The organism is Rathayibacter sp. CAU 1779, assembly GCF_054551755.1.
Genome location: NZ_JBTOLK010000001.1, coordinates 1,463,720 through 1,482,915, shown reverse-complemented (window position 1 = coordinate 1,482,915; position 19,196 = coordinate 1,463,720). Strand labels below are relative to the sequence as shown.

Here is a 19,196-nt window from a genome sequence, read left to right as displayed (position 1 = left end):
ATCGGTCGGGGTCAGCTCCGCTCGCCGGTCACACGACCTCGAGCGAGGGAATGGGGAAGACCAGCTTGGCCCCCCACTCCCGCACATACTCCAGCTGCTCGGTGATCTCGGTCCGCAGATTCCAGGGCAGGACGAACACGTAGTCCGGCTTCGTCTCTGCGAGCTTGTCTGGACTGTGTATCGGGATATGTGTTCCCGGTAGAAAACGCCCGTGCTTGTAGGGATTTCGGTCGACCGTGTACGGGAGAAGGTCGGATCGGACGCCGCAGTGGTTGAGCAGCGTGTTGCCCTTGCCGGGAGCTCCGTAGCCCGCAACTGTCTTGCCCTCTCGCGACGCGGTGATCAGGAAGTCCAGGACGTCGTTGCGAATGCGAGCGACATCGGCAGCGAACCCCATGTGCCCGTCGACGCTGTCAAGGCCTAGCGCCGCTTCCTCAGCGAGAAGCCGAACGACATCCGGGCTCGGATCGCCGGCGACGGCGGTTGGACGCGCGTACGCGCGAATCGAACCGCCGTGCGTCGGAAGCTCCTCGACGTCGACCAGTTCGAGTCCACCCGATCGAAGAGCGCGCGCGATAGTCAGCACCGTGTAGTACTGGAAGTGCTCGTGGTAGATCGTGTCGTATTGGTTGCGCTCGATCAGCCGGCGCAGGTACTGGACCTCTATGGTGACCCATCCGTCGTCGGCGACCAGTTCTCGCAGTCCCTTGGTGAAGCCGACGAGGTCGGGAACGTGCGCGTACACGTTGTTCGCGGCGACCAGGTCCGCCCGTCCGCGACGTGCGGCGAACACTGCACCGGAATTCTCCGCAAGGAAGAACGCCTCTGTCGGCACCCCCTTCTCGCGTGCGGCGACGGCGATGTTCTCCGCTGGTTCGATGCCCACAGCCGGAATGCCGGCCGCGACGAAGTGCTGCAGCAGATAACCGTCGTTGCTGGCCGCCTCGACCACCAGGCTGTCTGGCCCGAGCGCTAGCTTTTCCGTCATCATGTCGGCGTAGCGCCTAGCGTGCTCGACCCACGAGTCGGAGAAGCTGGAGAAGTACGCGTACTCGACGAACACATCCTCCGGGTCGACGTACGCCGGCAACTGCACCAGGAGGCACCGCGAGCAGATCCGCACGTTGAGCGGATAGAACCGCTCGACCGTGTCGAGGCGGTCTGCGGTGAGGAAGTCTTCGCACGGCGGCGACATGCCGAGGTCGACGAAGGTGCGGTCGAGGATCGCACCGCACAGGCGACAGTGCGGCGCGACCGCTGTGGTGTCGGTGGACATGAGTCTCCCTCAGACGAGTCGCTACCCCGACGGTACATCGATCGAGTATCAGACGACATGCCCTCGAGCAGGTCGACGTGCCCGCTTTCGGGGGCCGCACTATGCCGTGCCACCGCGGTCGGCGACCCCCGTATTGGGCCATGGCTCCGTGCTTTCGGCCTGATAGATTCCTCATGAGTAACTCTCACTTCACGCTACCGGGAGGCAGCAATGGCATACGAAGCACCTTCGATCAAGGCGATCGGCTCGGTCGCCGACGTCACTCTCGCGCAGAGCGGATTCGGCCAGGACGACCACTTCCTGGGCATCCCCTACGGCTCGGACTCCAAGGTTTCCTGAGCCTTGAAACATCCCCCGGGCGTGATGAGAATTCCGCCCGGGGGCCTTCTTATGCGACGATGACCGACACACTGAAACGCCCGAGCGAGACAGAACTGGCGATCGGCGTTCGAGGACGAACGTTGCTGCCCACACGTGTTGCACGAAGCGACTCGACCGCAAGGCAAGCGCTGGAGGAGGAGATCGCTCAGTTCCTGGCAGTCGGAACATCGTTCGTCAGCTTCTCTGGCGGACGTGACTCATCGGCCGTACTGGCTGTCGCGTGCCACGTCGCACATGCCAGGGGCTTGGTTGCGCCGCGACCTGTCATTTTGCGATATCCAGGCGATACCGACTCGGACGAGACCGCATGGCAGGCCCTGGTTCTCGACCACCTCGACATCGACGATCCGGTCGTCCTCGACGTGACCGAACGCTCCACCTATCTGGACGCCGACGTGCGGGCGAGCCTCCGACGACACGGCCTGCTCTTCCCCGCCGCGTTACACCTGAAGAACCACATTCTTCTGTCCGCGTCAGGCAATGGTCTTCTGACCGGCGAAGGTGGAGACGAGGTTCTCGGAACAAGACGGGTCACGCCATTCGCTCTACTGCTTCGCTATCGCCGCCGCCCGTCGAAGGCGCTTCTCAGTTGGGCTTGGGCTGCTGGCGCGACACCTCGCGGTCGAGCGCGACGAACGGCGAGGGACTACGCCGAGCAGTTGCCCTGGATCACGCAGAAGGCCCGCCGAATGCTGGCGAATGACCTGGCGGCCGAAGAGCGGGCTCCCCTGCACTGGGGACGTGAAACGCGAGCAATGGCGTCCGGCCGTGTCGCGCTCACACTTGCGCACAACCTGCAGTTACTCGCGGACGAGTACAACGTGCGGGTAGCGCACCCACTTCAATCTCCGGCGTTCATGTTTGCACTTGCTCGCGAAGGCGGGCGATGGGGCTATGCCGGACGTACCGACTTGATGCGCCACCTCTTCTCGGACCTCTTGCCAGATGCTCTCCTGTCTCGATCGACCAAGGCGCACTTCGGGGCAGTTCGCTGGGGCACGCCCGAGCGAGAATTCGCCCGCTCCTGGGACGGCGGCGGGGTACCCGATGACTTGGTCGACGTCGAAGCTCTACGCAGCGAGTGGTTGTCAGAGCGCCCAGCGGGCGCATCCGTCCCCCTGCTCCACGCCGCGTGGCTGCATTCACAAGGCCTGACAGTCGAGGGAGAAGCCGCGTGAGCCGGGGCAACGGAGCCGCGTTCGTAAAGTTGCGCCGCATGTTCCGGCTCGGACCGCGCGCGTGGCTCCGCCTGATGAGAACAGCCATCGTCGCTGAACGCATCGAGCGATCGCTTCGTCGCGAGACGCTCGACAGAACGGCACAGCGTTTCGGTGCAGAGTTGTCATTCGAGCCCCCGCAGGGCTTGGAGACCCGGTGGCCGCTGAACGAGGAAGAGAGCCGTGAGGTCGGCCTCGCCCTCGCAGTTCTGCGTCGTCGAGCGTTCAACGGCACGTGCTTGCGCCGTGCGCTCGTCATGGCCGACATTCTGCGCGACCGCTCGCCGAAGTTGCGGGTGGGCGTGTCCAAGGCATCCGGCGAAGTCGTCGCCCACGCCTGGGTGGAGATCGAGGGATTCGCCATCGATCCGATGGCCGAACGGGAGTATGCGATGTTGCAACCGGCGGTGCGGCCATGACGAACTCGCGAACCTTCGTCTACGGTCTGACTGTCGACAGCGATCGGCCGCTGTTCCACCCCCGGTCGGCCGCACCATGTGCCGGAGGCGATCCTGACATCGTCATCCGGCATGCGGAGTACGAGATCGAGTCGCGCGAGCTCGAAAGCGACGATGCACTGCTCCGATATGCGAACGGGGAAGCGCGCTACTTCTGCGAACGATGTGCGGACGGCACGTACGCGCTCGTCTTCGCCGAGGCGTGCGAGTTCAGGATCTCGGCGGATCTTCGCGCTGTAACGGTGATCCGGCACCGAGGGGCCGACCTCGGCATCGAGGATGTCCTCGCGTCCGGTGCGCTGCTCGCCTGGCAGTTGTACATGCGCGGATCGCTCGTCTTACACGCCAGTGCCGTCCAAGTCGGTGAACGAGCGATCGCCTTCGTCGGAGGCTCCGGTCGCGGGAAGTCGACCATGGCGACACTGATGTGCGCCGCGGGAGCGCGGATCATCACCGACGACCTGCTGCGCATCGACTTCTTCGATGGCAAGCCCGTGACCCGCCTCGGTTCGTCCGAGCTCCGCCTGCGCAAAGGCGCCGACACGCTTGCGGCGAGATTCGACCAGGATGCCGCGCCTGGGCGTCGCTCAAGCGCCGACGACCGACAGATCCTCCGCCCGATCGACGACGCCGACGATCGCGTGCCGCTGGCAGCGATCTACGTCCCGGTTCCGGAGCGGGACACCGCGATCACGCGGGTCGACCGCATTTCGGCATCCGACGCACTGTTCGCGCTCCTCCGCTTTCCCCGCCTGCTCGGCTGGGCCGATCCGGATGTGCGTACCAGGCAGTTCGCGCTCTCCTCACACCTCCTCGCCAAGACGCCGTTGAGCGTCGCATACGTTCCCTGGGGCCCTCCGTTCCCTGCCGACATCGCGGACGAAATCGTGGCGGACCTCGACGCCGAGCACGTATCGCGTCGACTGGACCTGACGGCGGCGATGCCGTGACCTTGATCGCGTCTCATGTCGCCACCGAGCGTCCCCTCGCGCGACTCCTCATCGAAAGCACCCTGGGTATAGATGACCCGTTGCCGGCAGACCTGTCCACTCTGCCCCTCGCCGACGTGCTCACTGCGGCGAGTGACCACCGTATCGCTCCCGCCGTGTCTCGGCGGCTCCGTGCCGGCACGGCGATTCCCGAATGGGAGGAGGCTTTCGACGCGGAAAGGCATCAGCAGCTCTTCCGCCACATGCGCACGCACGCCGAGCTCGCCACGATCGGTACAACGCTGTCCGATGCCGGCATCGAGTGGCTCGTCGCGAAGGGGCCAGTCGCGGCGGACGTCATCTGGCCGCATCCCGACATGCGCGAATACCACGACCTCGACCTCTTCGTGAACGCCGCCGACTTCGAGCGCGCACTCGGCATCCTCCTCGAAGACGGGTGCACGCTGGTCGACCGCAACTGGCCAGAGCTCGCACGAACCATGCGTGCGGAGATCGCACTGGTCGGACGCTACGGAACACCGATCGACCTCCACTGGCACATGGCAGTTCCACGTGACCTTCGCAGAACCTTCCGCATCGACATGGCCGAGATGTTCTCGCGCACACGCACCGTCACGCTCGGCAACGGGCGGAAAGTCGCCACGTTCGATGAGGTCGATACTGCTCTGCACCTCGCGTTCCACTCGGCCCAGGCAGGCGCGTCGAAGCTCATGTGGGCCGGGGACATCCACTACGCATCGCTCTCCCCGGGATTCGATGCCGACGAGTTCGTCGGCAGGGCGCAGGTCATGCGCATCGATCGACCGGTCTCGGCGGTGGTGAACCGAGTCCAATCCATCACGGGCGAGCGTGGCAACCCCGAGTTGCATCGTGTGAGGGCATCGACCGGCCCATGGGGTCGTGCTGTCAGGGCGCTGGAGCGCCGTGCAACCTTTCCCAACCTCCCGCGCGACGGCCGCTCCGGAAGCATCCCCATCGCGGGCATGCGCCCAACGGACATCGGCTCCATGGCTGCGACCGCGCGAGCAGCCATCGAGATCCGCTCTCTCGAACGCCGTGTGAATCGTCACGGTCCCGAAGACAGGACACTTCATCACGATGTGCCGGATGCCGCGGCCCGCCGGGACTATTTCCGTATGGTCGGGCACTCCGTCCGGGATCGATCGTGATGCGAGTTCGTGAGGCGGTGCAATCATGAGCGGCTCAACGGAGTCGAAGCCGGCGGAACGCAAGTCGTTCGGCCGGCTCACCTCACTCATCCGCTACAGCATCGGCCTTGTTTGGTCTGCCGCCCGGATGCCGTTCGTCGGCCTGGTCTCACTGCAGCTCGTCTCCGCGGCGGCCTTGGCGGGCCAGGTCCTCGCCGTGCAGCTCACCCTGTCCGCGATTCTCTCCGCGACGAACGGAGAGGAGGGCCTCGGACCCCTCGTGCCCCCCATCCTGATGCTCGCCATCCTGACTGCGATCACTGCGATCGCCGGCTCGCTCCAGGGGTCGCTGAGCCGGTATGTCGGCGAGAGCGTCGGCCAGTCGATGTGGCAGCAGATACTCGAGGTCGCGACGGGTGTCGGCCTTCGACGTTTCGAGTCGACCGACTTCTACGATCGGCTCGATCGCATGCGTATGAACGCCCTGAGTCGGCCGTTCCAGGTCACGAACGGTGTGCTCGGCGTGATCGGTGCGATCGCCGCCAGCATCGGCCTCGGCGCGACGATTGTCGCGCTCAATCCGCTGCTACTCCCGCTGTTGATTCTCGGCGGGGTCCCTGTGCTCTTCACCTCCAGACAGGAGAGCAGACTCGAGTACCGATTCAACGTCGCGCAGACCCAACGTATCCGGCTGCGCACGTACATCTCGGTTCTGCTCACCGGCCGCGATGAGGCCAAAGAGATCCGCGCATTCGGACTCCAGCGTCGCTTCAAGGACCGCTTCAACGCCCTCTACAACCAGTACCGCAAGGACCTCGCTGGTCACGTTCGTCGCCGGGCAACGCTGAACGTCATCGGCAACCTCGGCGCGGCACTGGTCCTGGCCCTGACGCTTCTCGCGTTGATGTGGCTCATCACCACGGGTGCCATCGATATCGCCGGGGCCGGTGCGGCTTTGATCGCCATCCGACTGCTCGCCACCCAGGTGCAGTCCATCGCAGGCGGCGTGCAGACCATCTTCGAGTCGGGGCTGTTCATCGACGACGTGCACCAGTTCATCGCGGTCGAGGCTCGCGAGAGCGACGGGTCGGAGCATCGGCGCCCTCCCCACGCCTTCACCTCGATCGACCTCGAGAACGTGCGGTTCACGTATCCGGGTCGCCCCGAACCCGCACTAGACGGTGTCGACCTGCACATCGGTGCCGGGGAGGTGATCGCTCTCGTCGGCGAGAACGGATCTGGCAAGACCACTCTCGCGAAGATCGTCGCCGGTCTTTATCCGCCGGTGTCGGGCAGCGTTCGATGGGACGGGGTGGAGACATCGGAGTTCGATCCGGCCGCCTTGCGAAAGCAGACCGCCGTCATCTTCCAGGACTTCGTCCGCTACGCCTTGTCTGCCGAGGAGAACATCAGCGTCGGCAGGCCCGACGACCCCTCGAACCTCGGAGAGGTGAGGAATGCCGCGCGCACCCTGGACGCCGATGGCTTCCTCTCCTCACTGCCTGACGGCTATGCAACCCCGCTGTCCCGGCTGTTCGATGGTGGCCACGAGCTCTCCGGCGGCCAGTGGCAGCGCGTAGCCATCGCCCGCGCGTACTACCGCAGGGCTCAGCTGGTGATCCTCGACGAGCCGTCCTCCGGACTGGACCCTCGCGCGGAGCACGACCTCTTCTCGTCCCTCCGCTCGACGCTGGAGGGCCGTACCGCCCTTTTCATCTCGCATCGGTTCTCGACGGTCCGGTCGGCGGACCGGATCTACGTGCTCGACGCCGGCAAGGTCGTCGAGCATGGCAGTCACAACGAACTGATGGAGTTAGGCGGCTTGTATGCGGAGTTGTTCACTCTGCAGGCGGACGCGTACCTCGGCACGTGAGACGCCGCACGACCGGGGACTGAGCCTCTTCGGATCAACGGCGTAGCGCAAGCGACGCACCCTGCAGCGGGATCAACCCGGCCACGAAGAAGACCGAGATCGTGCAGAGCGCCGACCATCCAAGGAAGGCGGCCGGTGAGCCCGGGCCTGGCGAGAACAGCACGCGTGCTCCGGTCGGAATGATCGGCGGGACGATCACCAACACCACCGCCGCCGCTGTGCAGCAGAGCAGGAGCAGTGCGAGGACGGGCATCGCATCGTAGATGGTCGGCGTTCGCCACAGAACCAGGCTCCCCGTCGCCCCGACGATGAGTGCGGCTCCGACGACATCGCTCGGTCGGTGTGCGAAGGATGCAACGGAGCACCAGGCGACGCCGACGGCGGCGAGCATCACCACGGTGACAACGACGATCCGGTGCGCGTTTCGCGGCACCAACGTAGCAATGGCGAGCGCCGTCCCCATCGCGAAGGCCACGTGCCCGCTGGGAAATGTGTTCTGCGCATAGCCGAAGTCACCGACCTCCGGCCGAGGCAGAAGCACCTTGAGGCCTTCGCACAGCGCAACGGACAGGAGGACGAGTACCACTGCTCGTCCGACATCGAAGAACCGATGGCCGGCGAGCGCGATCACACCGTAGACGAGAGCGACCAGTGCCAGCAAGATCGGCACGACCAGCCGATACAGCCCTGTGGCCGAGCCGATCGTCCCGTTCACCAGGCCGAAGTCGGCGAAGGAAGCGGCATCGACTTGTTGTCCGACGGGATAGACGACGAGCACGACATAGGTGACCACGAACCCTGCGACGAAAGTGAATGCGCGCAGCGGCGCGACCACCGCCGGCAGGCGGAAGGGAGCGCCATTCGCGTGCATGTGCCCATCCTGCCGGACGGCTATGTTCGGTATCCGGATCCGGTCACCACACTCCCGCCGCCTGTTCCACGAACGTGCGACGCCGCGAGAACCGGATGGATTGCGAGTGTCCCTGATCCCCCGTCGAGCTGACGAGCGCTGCAGCGCAACCGTGTCGGGGCCAGACCAGCAGGAAGGGGTTCCCTCGAACCTGCCCCCGTTGGAACCGGCACCGACGGACCTACCTGGTCGGCGCTGCTAGGCCTCGTGAGCTGCCCGGCGGCGTCGGATCATCCCGAAGGCGAGCGCAGCTCCTCCGAGAGCGAGAACGACCACCCCGACAACGACTCCGATGGTCACGTTCGACCCGGTGCCGGCGAGCCAGCTCCCGTCGGCGGCCGGATTCGCGTCCGTCGGCGGACCCGCGTTGCAACTCGGCGTCGCAGGCGGGTAGCTCACAGCGACGGACAGCTCAGGGTTGACCGCGATAGTGGCGCTGGTGATGGTCCTCGTCCACGCGAAGTTGCCCGTCGTCTCAACCCAGTCACCCGTGGAGTTCTGGGTCCATCCCGGCCACCCGGTTGGAGTCACGCCGTCCGCCGCCACCGATGCACCCGGCCACAGTGTCTTGCCGCTCAGCGTCAACGAGTTCTGTGTGGCCCCTGCACCCTCAGTTGCAGTCGAGATGGTGCCGAGCGTCCGCGACCAGGTGTCTCCCTTGCCGTCGTCCATCGTGATGGTGACGTCGTGACCGCTCAAGGTCACGTGGTCAGGATTGTCCACCACGATGTCGAAGAAGATCCATGGAGCGTTGGCGATGCACTTGCCGGTGACGACCGAGCCCGACAGTGTCGCGGGAGTATTACAGGATGCCGGGGTGGATCCAGGCGTCGACCCGGGCGTAGATCCCGTGGGTTCCGGGGTGGAAGTCGCACACGGGTTCGACGGCACGTAACCATCGGCGGAGGCGGACAACGGTGCGGCGAGCGCAAGGGCTGCCACAAAGCCGATGCCGCAAAGGCATGCCACAAGACGACGTTTCATGATCAGGCCAACTTTCGCGATGCATCGGGTAGAACAATTGTAGTGGGGAGCTGAGGGATGCTCATCCCCCCGAACTGGCGTCAGCCCGGCACTTTGTGGGCGGCGGCGCAGCTGCGTCATGCATCGGTCAGTAGGCTCCCGCAGGACGAATGAGCACTTTCGCCGTCCGCCACAGGATGATGAGATCACCGGTGAGCGACCAGTTCTCCACGTAGTAGAGGTCCAGCCGAACGCTTTCATCCCAGGTCAGATCGCTGCGTCCACCGATCTGCCACATCCCTGTAAGTCCGGGCTTGATGAAGAGCCGCCGATGCACGGCACCCTCATAGGCGTCCACCTCGCACGGCAGCGGCGGCCGCGGCCCGACGAGGCTCATGTCTCCGATGAAGACGTTCCACAACTGCGGCAGCTCGTCCAACGAGTACCTGCGCAGCACGCGGCCCAGTCGGGTGATGCGTGGATCGTTCTTGAGCTTGAAGAGCAGGCCGGCGCCTTCGTTGCCGCCGGCAAGGGTCTTCTGGTCTTGTTCGGCGGTCCGCACCATGCTGCGGAACTTGTACATGGTGAACGGGCGGTTGTTCCGTCCGATGCGCTCCTGCTTGAAGATCGCGTTGCCAGGGCTGTCCAAACGTACCAGAACAGCGAGAACGAGGAGCACCGGCGAGAGGACCAACAGTCCGAGCCCGGAAAGGATGACGTCCAGAGCCCGCTTCATCGCGTGCTTCGCGCCCTCGAACTGCGGAATCTCAACGTGGATCAGCGGAAGACCGTCGATCTGACGGAAGTGGATGCGCGGGCCTGCCACATCCGTGAGCCGCGCCGCCAGCACCAGATCGGTCGCCGTACCCTCCAAACGCCAGCTGAGATCGCGGACGAAGTCGCCGGCATCGCTCGGCTGACTGGCGAGGATGACGGTGTCGACCTGCAGGTTGGCGGCTGCCGTCGCGATGTTGTCGAGGTTCGCGACCACGCTCACATCCAGTGCATCGTCGGCGGTCGGCTGATCAGTCGCGACACCGACGATGTGGTAGGCCGCGCCCGAGTTGCGCCGAATCTGATCGATGACGTAAGCGACATCGGCCGGAGACCCACCGACTATGGCGCGGGAGAGGTACCGGCCGACCGCGCGCTGACGGTTCAGCCATTGACGCCACAGCCATCTACTGAACGTCAGGCTCACGAGTCCGATCGGCAGCGTCAGTACGAAGAACCCGCGCGCGATGTCCACCTTGGCGACCAGGAACAGGATGGCGAGGGCACCGAAGGTGATCACGCTCGCGTTGGCTACTCGGCGATACTCCGCAACACCGACCCCGATGATCCGCGGATCCCGGGTGTGGAACAGTGCCAGCAGCAACGACCACGCGCCGACAACCGCAAGGGCAATCATCCAGTAGAACCTGCCGATGCCGCCCAGGTCGTCGTGCGTGAATCCGAAACGCGCGAGATACGCGGCACCCACAGTCGCGACGACGATGACCGTGTCACTCGCAACGAGACGCACGCGGTAGCGCCGGCTCCACCGCCGCTCGTCCGACGTCGCACCGGTGCGCGCCCGAGCGGAGGACAGCGCGCCGAAGGATGACGGACCGATGGCTGCAGACCGCGGGTCTCGGAATTCGGTCATTCGACACACTCAGGTACTGGGGAACCCCGCGAGGCGCGACCCATCGACGGTACGCAGTTCGGGGCTGCGTACCGTCGGACCTCTGGTCAGTGCTTTTCGGGATTCAGTGACGTGGACAAGGAGTTGCACATGACGGTGCAACGGCGTTCGGATCGCCTGTTCGGTTCGTGGGGGCTGTGCGCTCGGTTAATGAGTGGCCCTCAGTAGTTGAGCCTACTTGTTAGTGAAACTTGCTCATGTCCCGAGTTAGGGGGTAACCCTGTACCGAGTTAGGGGGCCATGACCACCGGCACCGACAGGCGCTGCGGCATTCCCGCACGACCAACGCGAAGGAGCAGAGAAGCGCCTGGAGGAGGAGACCACCTCCTGATGCGGTGGTCTAGTGGCCAATCTGCGAGCAGCTCAGCTCCGCGGGCCCCACTGTTGACGGCCAGACACCCGGTGTGACCACCGCGGTGGGTCGGACACCTGCCGATACACCGGACTTCTTGTCGGCAGGAGCACCGACGAAATGGAACTCGTAGGTCGACCTTTGGCCAGGGCTCAGGGCGATCTGCAAATGCGCGACGGAGTGTCCGTCATCCGTGATCCTTTGCACTGGCACATCGGCTCCGCCCGTCGACGCCCCGACCACGATGCTGCCTTTCGGTGCATAGACCGCGACAGTGGTATGGATGTCGCCGGGCGCGACGCCAGACAAGCCGCCGCCCGTTACGTACCAGGGAAGTGCGGTACCGGCATCGGCGGGCGCCGAGCTTGCGAGTGTGACGCGCACCACGTAATCGGCGCGCCCGTCCGAACGACACTGCGCCTGCGCGACCTGCACCTTCGTGTGGAGGTAGTAGTCCATCTTGGCGCCGGTCGCGTCATTGAGGTAGACGCCGAAGAGTCGATCTGCGTCCGTGCCCGATGGCAGGCCGCCGGCCAGTGTCGTCTGAGCGAGAAGTGACTGTTCCTTCGCGTTCGCGCTCCAGAGCAAGATCCTGCGCTCTCCGGCCGCCGTGGACAGTCCCGTGAGCATCGCCGTCGGGTCGAATTGCCCGTTCGCCACCTTCGTGAAGACCGCGCTCGTGGCGGCGGCGAAGAAGGCATCCTGTTCCTGCGGATCCGCGTAACGCGCATACGCCTCGCTGAGCAGCACCTGTACGGCGTTGTCGCTCGTCAGCTGCGTTCCGTCGCCGACGTCGACAGGACCGGTGGCGGCGAGTACGTCACCGAGCGCGACGGGATCGATCGAGAAGACCCCGTCCACCTGCGTTCCGAACCGCTTCTGCCACATGGCACGCACGAGCTCGGCGGAGACGGGGAAGTCGGGCGTCAACGTGACGTCCTGGAGGTATTCGCCCGTGATGTCGCCGTACAGCGCCTTCGTCGCCGCCGTGAGCGGCAGGACGGGCTCGCTCGGAGCCGGGAAGTCTCCGGCCGACGCCTGCCGGACGAGTGTGATCGAGCCATCGTCGACGTGCAGTTGCGCGACGGCCCCGACGATCCCGCCCGTCGAACGTGCCTCTGCGTTGTTCTGCATGATCAGCAGATAGTCACGCGGACCGTCCGCTCCCAGCATCGCGGGGAGCAGACGGGTGGCGCGCGCCGCGGCATCCACCTCGCCTCCGGCCTTTTCAAGCGCGTCCTTGAGCGTGCCGGTCGCCTTCGTGACCGGGCCGATGGTGGCCGAGGTGTCGATGGACCGCACGGTCTTCAGGCCGGACTGCACGGCGGAGTCCGCTCGTGTCATCGTGGGTGCCGCGTCCGTCAGCGGCTGCAGGGGGACCTTCCCGTCGACGGGTCTGAAGCTGGAAAAGTCCACCGTTCCGGCGAGGCCTGCGACGGGCACGATCGCGTGGTCCGTGACGTCGGATGCCGCTGAGGCGAGCTGGCGCACCGCGCTCAGATTCGCCCCGATCCCCGGAATGATCTCTGCCGCACGCCAGATGGGGTCGTTCGTGTCGTCGCGCGCCGTGTCGAGGTGCGCCGCCAGGTTCTGCGCTGTCGCCTTCGCCGCCTTGGCGTCGCCGGAGGCGATCTGCGACTGCACGGTCTGCACCAGGGGAAGCGATGCCTCGAGCTCGCTCTTCGCGTTCAGGGCACGCACCGTCACCCATACCGCACACGCGACGAGCAGCACGACGACTCCCGCTACCGACCACCAGATGATGCGCCGCCGGGTACGCTTCGGCCGCTGCTCCGCGACGCCCGTCTCAGACATGAGGAAGAGTCAACCAGACCTGCGCTGGGCGGCCGGTGTGAGTCCGTGACCACAGACGAAAAAAGGGCCGGACCCGAAGGCCCGACCCCTTTCGAGATCGCTGTAACCGAGTGGTTACTTGATGATCTTGGTCACCGTGCCGGCGCCAACGGTGCGTCCACCCTCACGGATGGCGAAACCGAGGCCCTCCTCCATGGCGATGGGCTGGATCAGCTCGACCGTCATGTCGGTGGTGTCGCCGGGCATGACCATCTCAGTGCCCTCGGGCAGCGTGATGACGCCGGTGACGTCGGTGGTGCGGAAGTAGAACTGCGGACGGTAGTTCGAGAAGAACGGGTTGTGACGTCCACCCTCGTCCTTGGACAGGATGTAGGCGGTGCCCTCGAACTGGGTGTGCGGCGTGACCGAACCCGGCTTCACGACGACCTGGCCGCGCTCCACGTCCTCGCGCTTGGTGCCGCGCAGGAGCAGACCACAGTTCTCACCGGCCCACGCCTCGTCGAGCTGCTTGTGGAACATCTCGATACCCGTGACCGTGGTCTTCTGCGTCGGGCGGATGCCGACGATCTCGACCTCGGAGTTGATCTTCAGCGTTCCACGCTCGGCGCGGCCCGTGACGACGGTTCCACGACCGGTGATCGTGAAGACGTCCTCGATCGGCATCAGGAACGGCTTGTCCTTGTCGCGCACCGGGTCCGGGATGGACTCGTCGACGGCGTCCATGAGGTCGAGGATGGACTGGGTCCACTGCTCGTCGCCCTCGAGAGCCTTGAGGCCCGAGACGCGGATGACCGGGGCGTTGTCGCCGTCGAAGTCCTGGCTCGACAGGAGGTCGCGAACCTCGAGCTCGACGAGCTCCAGGATCTCCTCATCGTCGACCATGTCGGACTTGTTCAGCGCAACCAGCAGGTAGGGAACGCCGACCTGCTTGGCGAGCAGCACGTGCTCACGCGTCTGAGCCATCGGGCCGTCGGTCGCCGCGACCACGAGGATCGCGCCGTCCATCTGAGCGGCACCGGTGATCATGTTCTTGATGTAGTCCGCGTGACCCGGGGCGTCGACGTGCGCATAGTGGCGCTTCGGAGTCTCGTACTCGACGTGCGAGATGTTGATCGTGATACCGCGCTGGCGCTCCTCGGGAGCGGAGTCGATCGAAGCGAAGTCACGGGGGACGTTCACGTTCGACGGGTACTTGTCGGCGAGCACCTTGGAGATCGCCGCGGTGAGCGTCGTCTTGCCGTGGTCGACGTGACCGATCGTTCCGATGTTGACGTGCGGCTTGGTCCGCTCGAACTTGGCCTTAGCCACTGTGGGTCCTCCTCAGGACTCTCGTGTAGAAGCTGCGGGCGGCGTCGACCGACCGGACATTCTACGGGGATCTTCTCTATATTACGGTACGTTCCGGCGGGTCAAGCCGGAGCGGGATGCCAGCCGGAGCGGACATCCCGCTGCCAGGCGATTACTCGCCCTTGGCCTTCTGGATGATCTCGTCGGACACAGCCTTCGGGACCTCCGCGTAGCTCTCGAACGACATGGAGTACACGGCGCGACCGGACGTCTTCGAACGAAGGTCGCCGATGTAGCCGAACATCTCCGACAGCGGGACGTGAGCGCGGATCACCTTGACGCCCTGCGCATCCTCCATGGCCTGGATCTGGCCACGACGGGAGTTCAGGTCGCCGATGACGTCGCCCATGTACTCCTCCGGAGTACGGACCTCGACGGCCATCAGCGGCTCGAGCAGCACAGGGTTGGCCTTGCGAGCGGCCTCCTTGTACGCCATCGAACCGGCGATCTTGAACGCCATCTCGGAGGAGTCCACCTCGTGGTAGGCGCCATCGAGCAGCGTGGCCTTCACACCGACGGTCGGGTAGCCGGCGAGCACGCCGACCTGCATGGCATCCTGGATGCCCGCATCGACCGAAGGGATGTACTCGCGCGGAACGCGGCCACCGGTGACCTTGTTCTCGAACTCGTACGTCGTCTCGGCCGTGACCTCGAGCGGAGCCAGCGCGATCTGCACCTTGGCGAACTGACCGGATCCACCGGTCTGCTTCTTGTGGGTGTAGTCGTGCTTCTCGACGACCTTTTTGAGGGTCTCGCGGTAGGCCACCTGCGGCTTGCCGACGTTGGCCTCGACCTTGAACTCGCGCTTCATGCGGTCGACGAGGATGTCCAGGTGAAGTTCGCCCATTCCGCCGATGACGGTCTGGCCGGTCTCCTGGTCGAGCTCGACGCGGAACGTCGGGTCCTCTTCGGCGAGCTTCTGGATGGCAGTACCCAGCTTCTCCTGGTCCTGCTTGGTCTTCGGCTCGATCGCGACCTTCAGCACCGGCTCCGGGAACGTCATGGACTCGAGCACGATCTGGTCGTGCGGGTCGCACAGCGTGTCACCGGTGGTGGTGTCCTTGAGCCCGATCACCGCGTAGATGTGGCCGGCGGTGACGGAGCTGACCGGGATCTCCTTGTTGGCGTGCATCTGGAAGATCTTCCCGATGCGCTCCTTCTTCTGCTTGGTCGAGTTGATGACCTGGGCGCCGGAGTCGAGGTGACCCGAGTAGACGCGAATGTAGGTCAGACGACCGAAGAAGGGGTGCACGGCGATCTTCGAGACCAGCGCGGAGAACGGCTCGGTGGCATCCGCGTGACGCTCAAGGACCTTCTCGGGGTCGCGGACGTCGTGGCCCTGAACGGCGGGGACGTCGAGCGGGCTCGGCAGGAAGTCCACGACGGCGTCGAGCATCGGCTGCACACCGCGGTTCTTGAACGCCGAACCGCAGAGGACCGGGTAGATCTCGTTGTTGACCGTGAGCTTGCGGATGGCGCCCTTGATCTCGTCGATCGTGAGCTCTTCGCCGCCGAAGTACTTCTCCAGCAGCTCGTCGCTCGTCTCGGCGACAGTCTCGAGAAGCGCGTGGCGGTATTCCTCGGCCTTCTCCTTGAGGTCGGCCGGGATCTCCTCGATCTCGTAGTGGGCGCCCATGGTGACATCGCCCTTGGCGTCGCCCGGCCACACCAGCGCACGCATCTCGATCAGGTCGACGACACCGACGAAGTCGTTCTCGGATCCGATCGGGAGCTGCAGCACGAGCGGCTTGGCGCCCAGGCGGTTGACGATGGTGTCGACCGTGAAGTAGAAGTCGGCGCCGAGCTTGTCCATCTTGTTGACGAAGCAGATGCGCGGCACGTTGTACTTGTCGGCCTGACGCCACACGGTCTCGGACTGGGGCTCGACGCCCTCCTTGCCGTCGAACACGGCGACGGCGCCGTCGAGGATGCGCAGGCTGCGCTCCACCTCGACGGTGAAGTCCACGTGACCGGGCGTGTCGATGATGTTGATCTGGTTCTTGTTCCAGAAACAGGTGACCGCGGCGGACGTGATGGTGATGCCGCGCTCCTTCTCCTGCTCCATCCAGTCGGTGGTCGAGGCACCGTCGTGCGTCTCGCCGATCTTGTGGTTGACGCCCGTGTAGAACAGGATGCGCTCGGTCGTAGTGGTCTTACCGGCATCGATGTGCGCCATGATGCCGATGTTGCGGACCTTCTTCAGGTCGGTGAGCACGTCTTGTGCCACGGGGAATCCTCCGGAGGAAAGTTGATGGGGAACGGCCGACCGTTGTGGCCGGCGCGGGGGGCGGGGGTCAGTGCTCCTGCCGCCCCACGCGTCGACATCTACAACGGAAATCCGGCTGTATTTGTTCCGTCAGGTGAACTGACGGTTACCAGCGGTAGTGAGCGAACGCACGGTTCGACTCAGCCATCTTGTGCGTGTCCTCGCGACGCTTCACAGCGGCGCCGAGGCCGTTCGAGGCATCCAGGATCTCGTTCATGAGGCGCTCGGTCATCGTGCGCTCACGACGGGCCTTCGCGTAGCTCGTGAGCCAGCGCAGCGCGAGCGTGTTCGCACGGTGCGGCTTGACCTCGACCGGGACCTGGTAGGTCGAACCACCGACGCGGCGGCTCTTGACCTCGATGGTGGGGCGCACGTTGTCGAGCGCCTTCTTGAGGGTGGCGACGGCATCCTGGCCATTCTTGGCGGCGACGCCCTCGAGCGCGTCGTAGACGATGCTCTCGGCGAGGGACTTCTTGCCGTCCTTCAGGATCTTGTTCACCAGCTGGCTGACGACGGGCGCGCCGTAGACCGGATCGGCGACGACGGGACGCTTGGGAGCGGGACCCTTGCGAGGCATTACTTCTTCTCCATCTTCGCGCCGTAGCGGCTACGAGCCTGCTTGCGGTTCTTCACGGCCTGGGTGTCGAGCGCACCGCGGATGATCTTGTAGCGAACACCCGGGAGGTCCTTCACACGACCGCCGCGGACGAGCACCATCGAGTGCTCCTGCAGGTTGTGGCCCTCACCGGGGATGTAGGCGGTGACCTCGGTGCCGTTGGAGAGCTTCACGCGGGCGACCTTGCGGAGCGCCGAGTTCGGCTTCTTGGGCGTGGTGGTGTAGACGCGGGTGCACACGCCGCGCTGCTGCGGGTTGGCCTTGAGCGCCGGCGCCTTGGTCTTCGAGACCTTCGGCGTGCGGCCCTTTCGGACCAACTGCTGAATGGTTGGCACTGTTTCTCCTCTTTGTGCTGCACGGTGACAGCGTTGATGGTGTTTTCACATCACGACCCACCGGAAGCCGCAGACGAGCGGCCGAGTTCGTGACGCCGCCCGGAGGCGGCCTCTTGACATGTGGTGGGTATGCCGTGGGGGTGACCCGCATGAGCAGGGTTCCCGTAAACAGTGTGGTTTCGGTTTGAGCCGGTTCCGATCCGCCGCGGCTGACGCCGCCGACGGGCACGGTTCAAGCGCGCACAGAGCGCACACCCGACCTAGCTTACCCGATGCAGCGTGTCGCAACAAACGAGCCGCGGCCCCGTGCTGTATGCGTGATCCGCGCACCGCTCTGAATCGCCCCCGCCGCCCGTAGCACGACCTACCGTTCGGGACGCGACTTACCGTTCGAGACGCGACTTACCACCAGGACGTAAGCCGCGACGAAAACGATAAGTCGCGCGGGGCTTGGTCGGGCCGGAACGCAGTCGTCCTCCCCACGGATTACGAAGTCGGGTTGCACACGGTTGCCTGCGGATGCCTGTGAGCGGCGCTCGAAGGCATCCACACTCGGCAGATGGCCCAGTTCGTCCCGTGCCCCGTACCGCTGTTCCTGTCACGGCACTCCATGGACATTCCCCTGCACCGCGATCCTGCACTGCATCGCGTTCACCCAGGTGTCTACACTCCCCGCTCCGCGTGGTCCGCTCTACGGCCGTGGGAGAGGTACGTGGTTCGTGTGCACGCCGTCCGCGCGACGTGGAGCAGACCGGTCTTCTGTTTCGAATCGGCCGCCGCGCTTCACGGTCTGCCGCTCTTCGGCGAGCCGAAGTACGTCCACGTGCTCGGCGGCGGCACCGCAGGCACCCACTCCACAAGACGGGGTCTCGTGGCCGTCCATCAGCTGAGCGACGTTCGAGAGATCATCGGCACCGCACTCGGATCGGCAGTCGGAATATCGGATACCGTCCTCGACCTTGCGCGCCTTCTTCCGCCAGCGTTCGGGCTCGCCGTCGCAGATGCCGCGCTGCACAAGGTCGGCGGACCGCTGGCATCCGACCTCCTCCGATCGGCGCACGGGCAGAAATGGAGATATCGGATGCGACGCGTCGACTGGGTTCTCGGCGAAGCAGACCCGGCGCCTGAGTCGGCAGGCGAGTCTGTGAGCCGCGCGGTCATCGCGTGGCTCGGCTATCCACGTCCGGAACTGCAGCAGACCTTTCACTATGAGGGGGCAACGGATCGCCCCGACTTCTACTGGCGTGACGAACGAGTGATCGGCGAATCCGACGGCTACGGAAAGTACGACGACACCGACGCGGAGTCCTCCAAGGCGCGGTTCGTCGAGGAGAAGAAGCGCGAGGACAGGCTGCGGCGGTACGAGAAGGGGTTCATCCGATGGGACATGTCCGACGCGCTTCGGGTGACGGCGCTCGAGGGGAAGCTGAGAGCCGGCGGGCTCAGACCCGTGACGGCGCCGAACGCGGTCGCCCTCGCCACCCTGGTGCACAACCCCCGCTCCCTGCGCCCCGCCACGGCGACTTACCAAATGCGACGGGACTGACGTTGAGGCGGTAAGTCGCGAAAAACCTGGTAAGTCGCGACAGCGCTGGTGAGACA

General features: G+C 65.2%; 16 protein-coding genes. 7 read left to right on the top strand and 9 right to left on the bottom strand.

Going from position 1 to position 19,196, the window contains the following annotated elements:
• Nucleotides 1–28 precede the first annotated feature (28 nt).
• On the bottom strand, nucleotides 29–1,276 hold the full coding sequence (locus ACX9R5_RS06715; protein WP_459408225.1) for a class I SAM-dependent methyltransferase: 1,248 nt from the start codon (nucleotides 1,274–1,276) through the stop codon (nucleotides 29–31).
• 210 nt (nucleotides 1,277–1,486) lie between these two features.
• Between ACX9R5_RS06715 and ACX9R5_RS06710 the strand changes: the two genes are divergently transcribed.
• The 6 genes from ACX9R5_RS06710 (at nucleotide 1,487) to ACX9R5_RS06685 (ending at nucleotide 7,303) form a co-directional block, all read left to right on the top strand.
• Nucleotides 1,487–1,615, top strand: coding sequence for a lasso RiPP family leader peptide-containing protein (locus ACX9R5_RS06710; protein WP_459408224.1), 129 nt, complete (start codon nucleotides 1,487–1,489; stop codon nucleotides 1,613–1,615).
• A gap of 59 nt (nucleotides 1,616–1,674) precedes the next feature.
• Nucleotides 1,675–2,835, top strand: coding sequence for an asparagine synthase-related protein (locus ACX9R5_RS06705; protein ID WP_459408223.1), 1,161 nt, complete (start codon nucleotides 1,675–1,677; stop codon nucleotides 2,833–2,835).
• Nucleotides 2,836–2,909: 74 nt separating this feature from the next.
• On the top strand, nucleotides 2,910–3,293 hold the full coding sequence (locus ACX9R5_RS06700) for a lasso peptide biosynthesis B2 protein (RefSeq protein WP_459408222.1): 384 nt from the start codon (nucleotides 2,910–2,912) through the stop codon (nucleotides 3,291–3,293).
• The gene (locus ACX9R5_RS06695) at nucleotides 3,290–4,282 is read left to right on the top strand and encodes a hypothetical protein (protein WP_459408221.1); all 993 of its coding nucleotides are present in this window, start codon (nucleotides 3,290–3,292) and stop codon (nucleotides 4,280–4,282) included. The genes ACX9R5_RS06700 and ACX9R5_RS06695 overlap by 4 nt, the downstream gene beginning before the upstream one ends.
• A gap of 80 nt (nucleotides 4,283–4,362) precedes the next feature.
• On the top strand, nucleotides 4,363–5,451 hold the full coding sequence (locus ACX9R5_RS06690; RefSeq protein ID WP_459408220.1) for a nucleotidyltransferase family protein: 1,089 nt from the start codon (nucleotides 4,363–4,365) through the stop codon (nucleotides 5,449–5,451).
• Nucleotides 5,452–5,476: 25 nt separating this feature from the next.
• On the top strand, nucleotides 5,477–7,303 hold the full coding sequence (locus ACX9R5_RS06685) for an ABC transporter ATP-binding protein (protein ID WP_459408219.1): 1,827 nt from the start codon (nucleotides 5,477–5,479) through the stop codon (nucleotides 7,301–7,303).
• A gap of 34 nt (nucleotides 7,304–7,337) precedes the next feature.
• On the opposite strand, the gene ACX9R5_RS06680 is transcribed toward ACX9R5_RS06685, so the two are convergent.
• From ACX9R5_RS06680 to rpsL, 8 genes are all read right to left on the bottom strand, one after another.
• A complete protein-coding gene (locus tag ACX9R5_RS06680) occupies nucleotides 7,338–8,174 on the bottom strand; it encodes a phosphatase PAP2 family protein (protein ID WP_459408218.1) in 837 nt (278 codons plus the stop codon).
• Nucleotides 8,175–8,411: 237 nt separating this feature from the next.
• Nucleotides 8,412–9,197: a hypothetical protein gene (locus ACX9R5_RS06675; protein WP_459408217.1), complete on the bottom strand. Its 786-nt coding sequence runs from the start codon at nucleotides 9,195–9,197 to the stop codon at nucleotides 8,412–8,414.
• A 127-nt stretch (nucleotides 9,198–9,324) separates the two neighbouring features.
• Nucleotides 9,325–10,824, bottom strand: coding sequence for a sugar transferase (locus tag ACX9R5_RS06670; protein ID WP_459408216.1), 1,500 nt, complete (start codon nucleotides 10,822–10,824; stop codon nucleotides 9,325–9,327).
• Nucleotides 10,825–11,203: 379 nt separating this feature from the next.
• On the bottom strand, nucleotides 11,204–13,030 hold the full coding sequence (locus tag ACX9R5_RS06665) for a DUF4012 domain-containing protein (RefSeq protein WP_459408215.1): 1,827 nt from the start codon (nucleotides 13,028–13,030) through the stop codon (nucleotides 11,204–11,206).
• A 114-nt stretch (nucleotides 13,031–13,144) separates the two neighbouring features.
• Nucleotides 13,145–14,338: an elongation factor Tu gene (gene tuf, locus ACX9R5_RS06660; RefSeq protein WP_459408214.1), complete on the bottom strand. Its 1,194-nt coding sequence runs from the start codon at nucleotides 14,336–14,338 to the stop codon at nucleotides 13,145–13,147.
• Between the two features lie 151 nt (nucleotides 14,339–14,489).
• Nucleotides 14,490–16,604: an elongation factor G gene (gene fusA, locus ACX9R5_RS06655; protein WP_459408213.1), complete on the bottom strand. Its 2,115-nt coding sequence runs from the start codon at nucleotides 16,602–16,604 to the stop codon at nucleotides 14,490–14,492.
• Nucleotides 16,605–16,749: 145 nt separating this feature from the next.
• Nucleotides 16,750–17,220 (bottom strand): 30S ribosomal protein S7, encoded by a 471-nt coding sequence (gene rpsG, locus ACX9R5_RS06650; RefSeq protein WP_022900966.1) that lies wholly within the window; start codon nucleotides 17,218–17,220, stop codon nucleotides 16,750–16,752.
• Nucleotides 17,220–17,594 carry a 30S ribosomal protein S12 gene (rpsL, locus tag ACX9R5_RS06645; RefSeq protein ID WP_170024989.1) on the bottom strand — a complete coding sequence of 125 codons (375 nt, stop codon included), beginning with the start codon at nucleotides 17,592–17,594 and terminating at the stop codon, nucleotides 17,220–17,222. The genes rpsG and rpsL overlap by 1 nt, the downstream gene beginning before the upstream one ends.
• A 712-nt stretch (nucleotides 17,595–18,306) precedes the next feature.
• Between rpsL and ACX9R5_RS06640 the strand changes: the two genes are divergently transcribed.
• On the top strand, nucleotides 18,307–19,140 hold the full coding sequence (locus ACX9R5_RS06640) for a hypothetical protein (RefSeq protein WP_459408212.1): 834 nt from the start codon (nucleotides 18,307–18,309) through the stop codon (nucleotides 19,138–19,140).
• Nucleotides 19,141–19,196 lie beyond the last annotated feature (56 nt).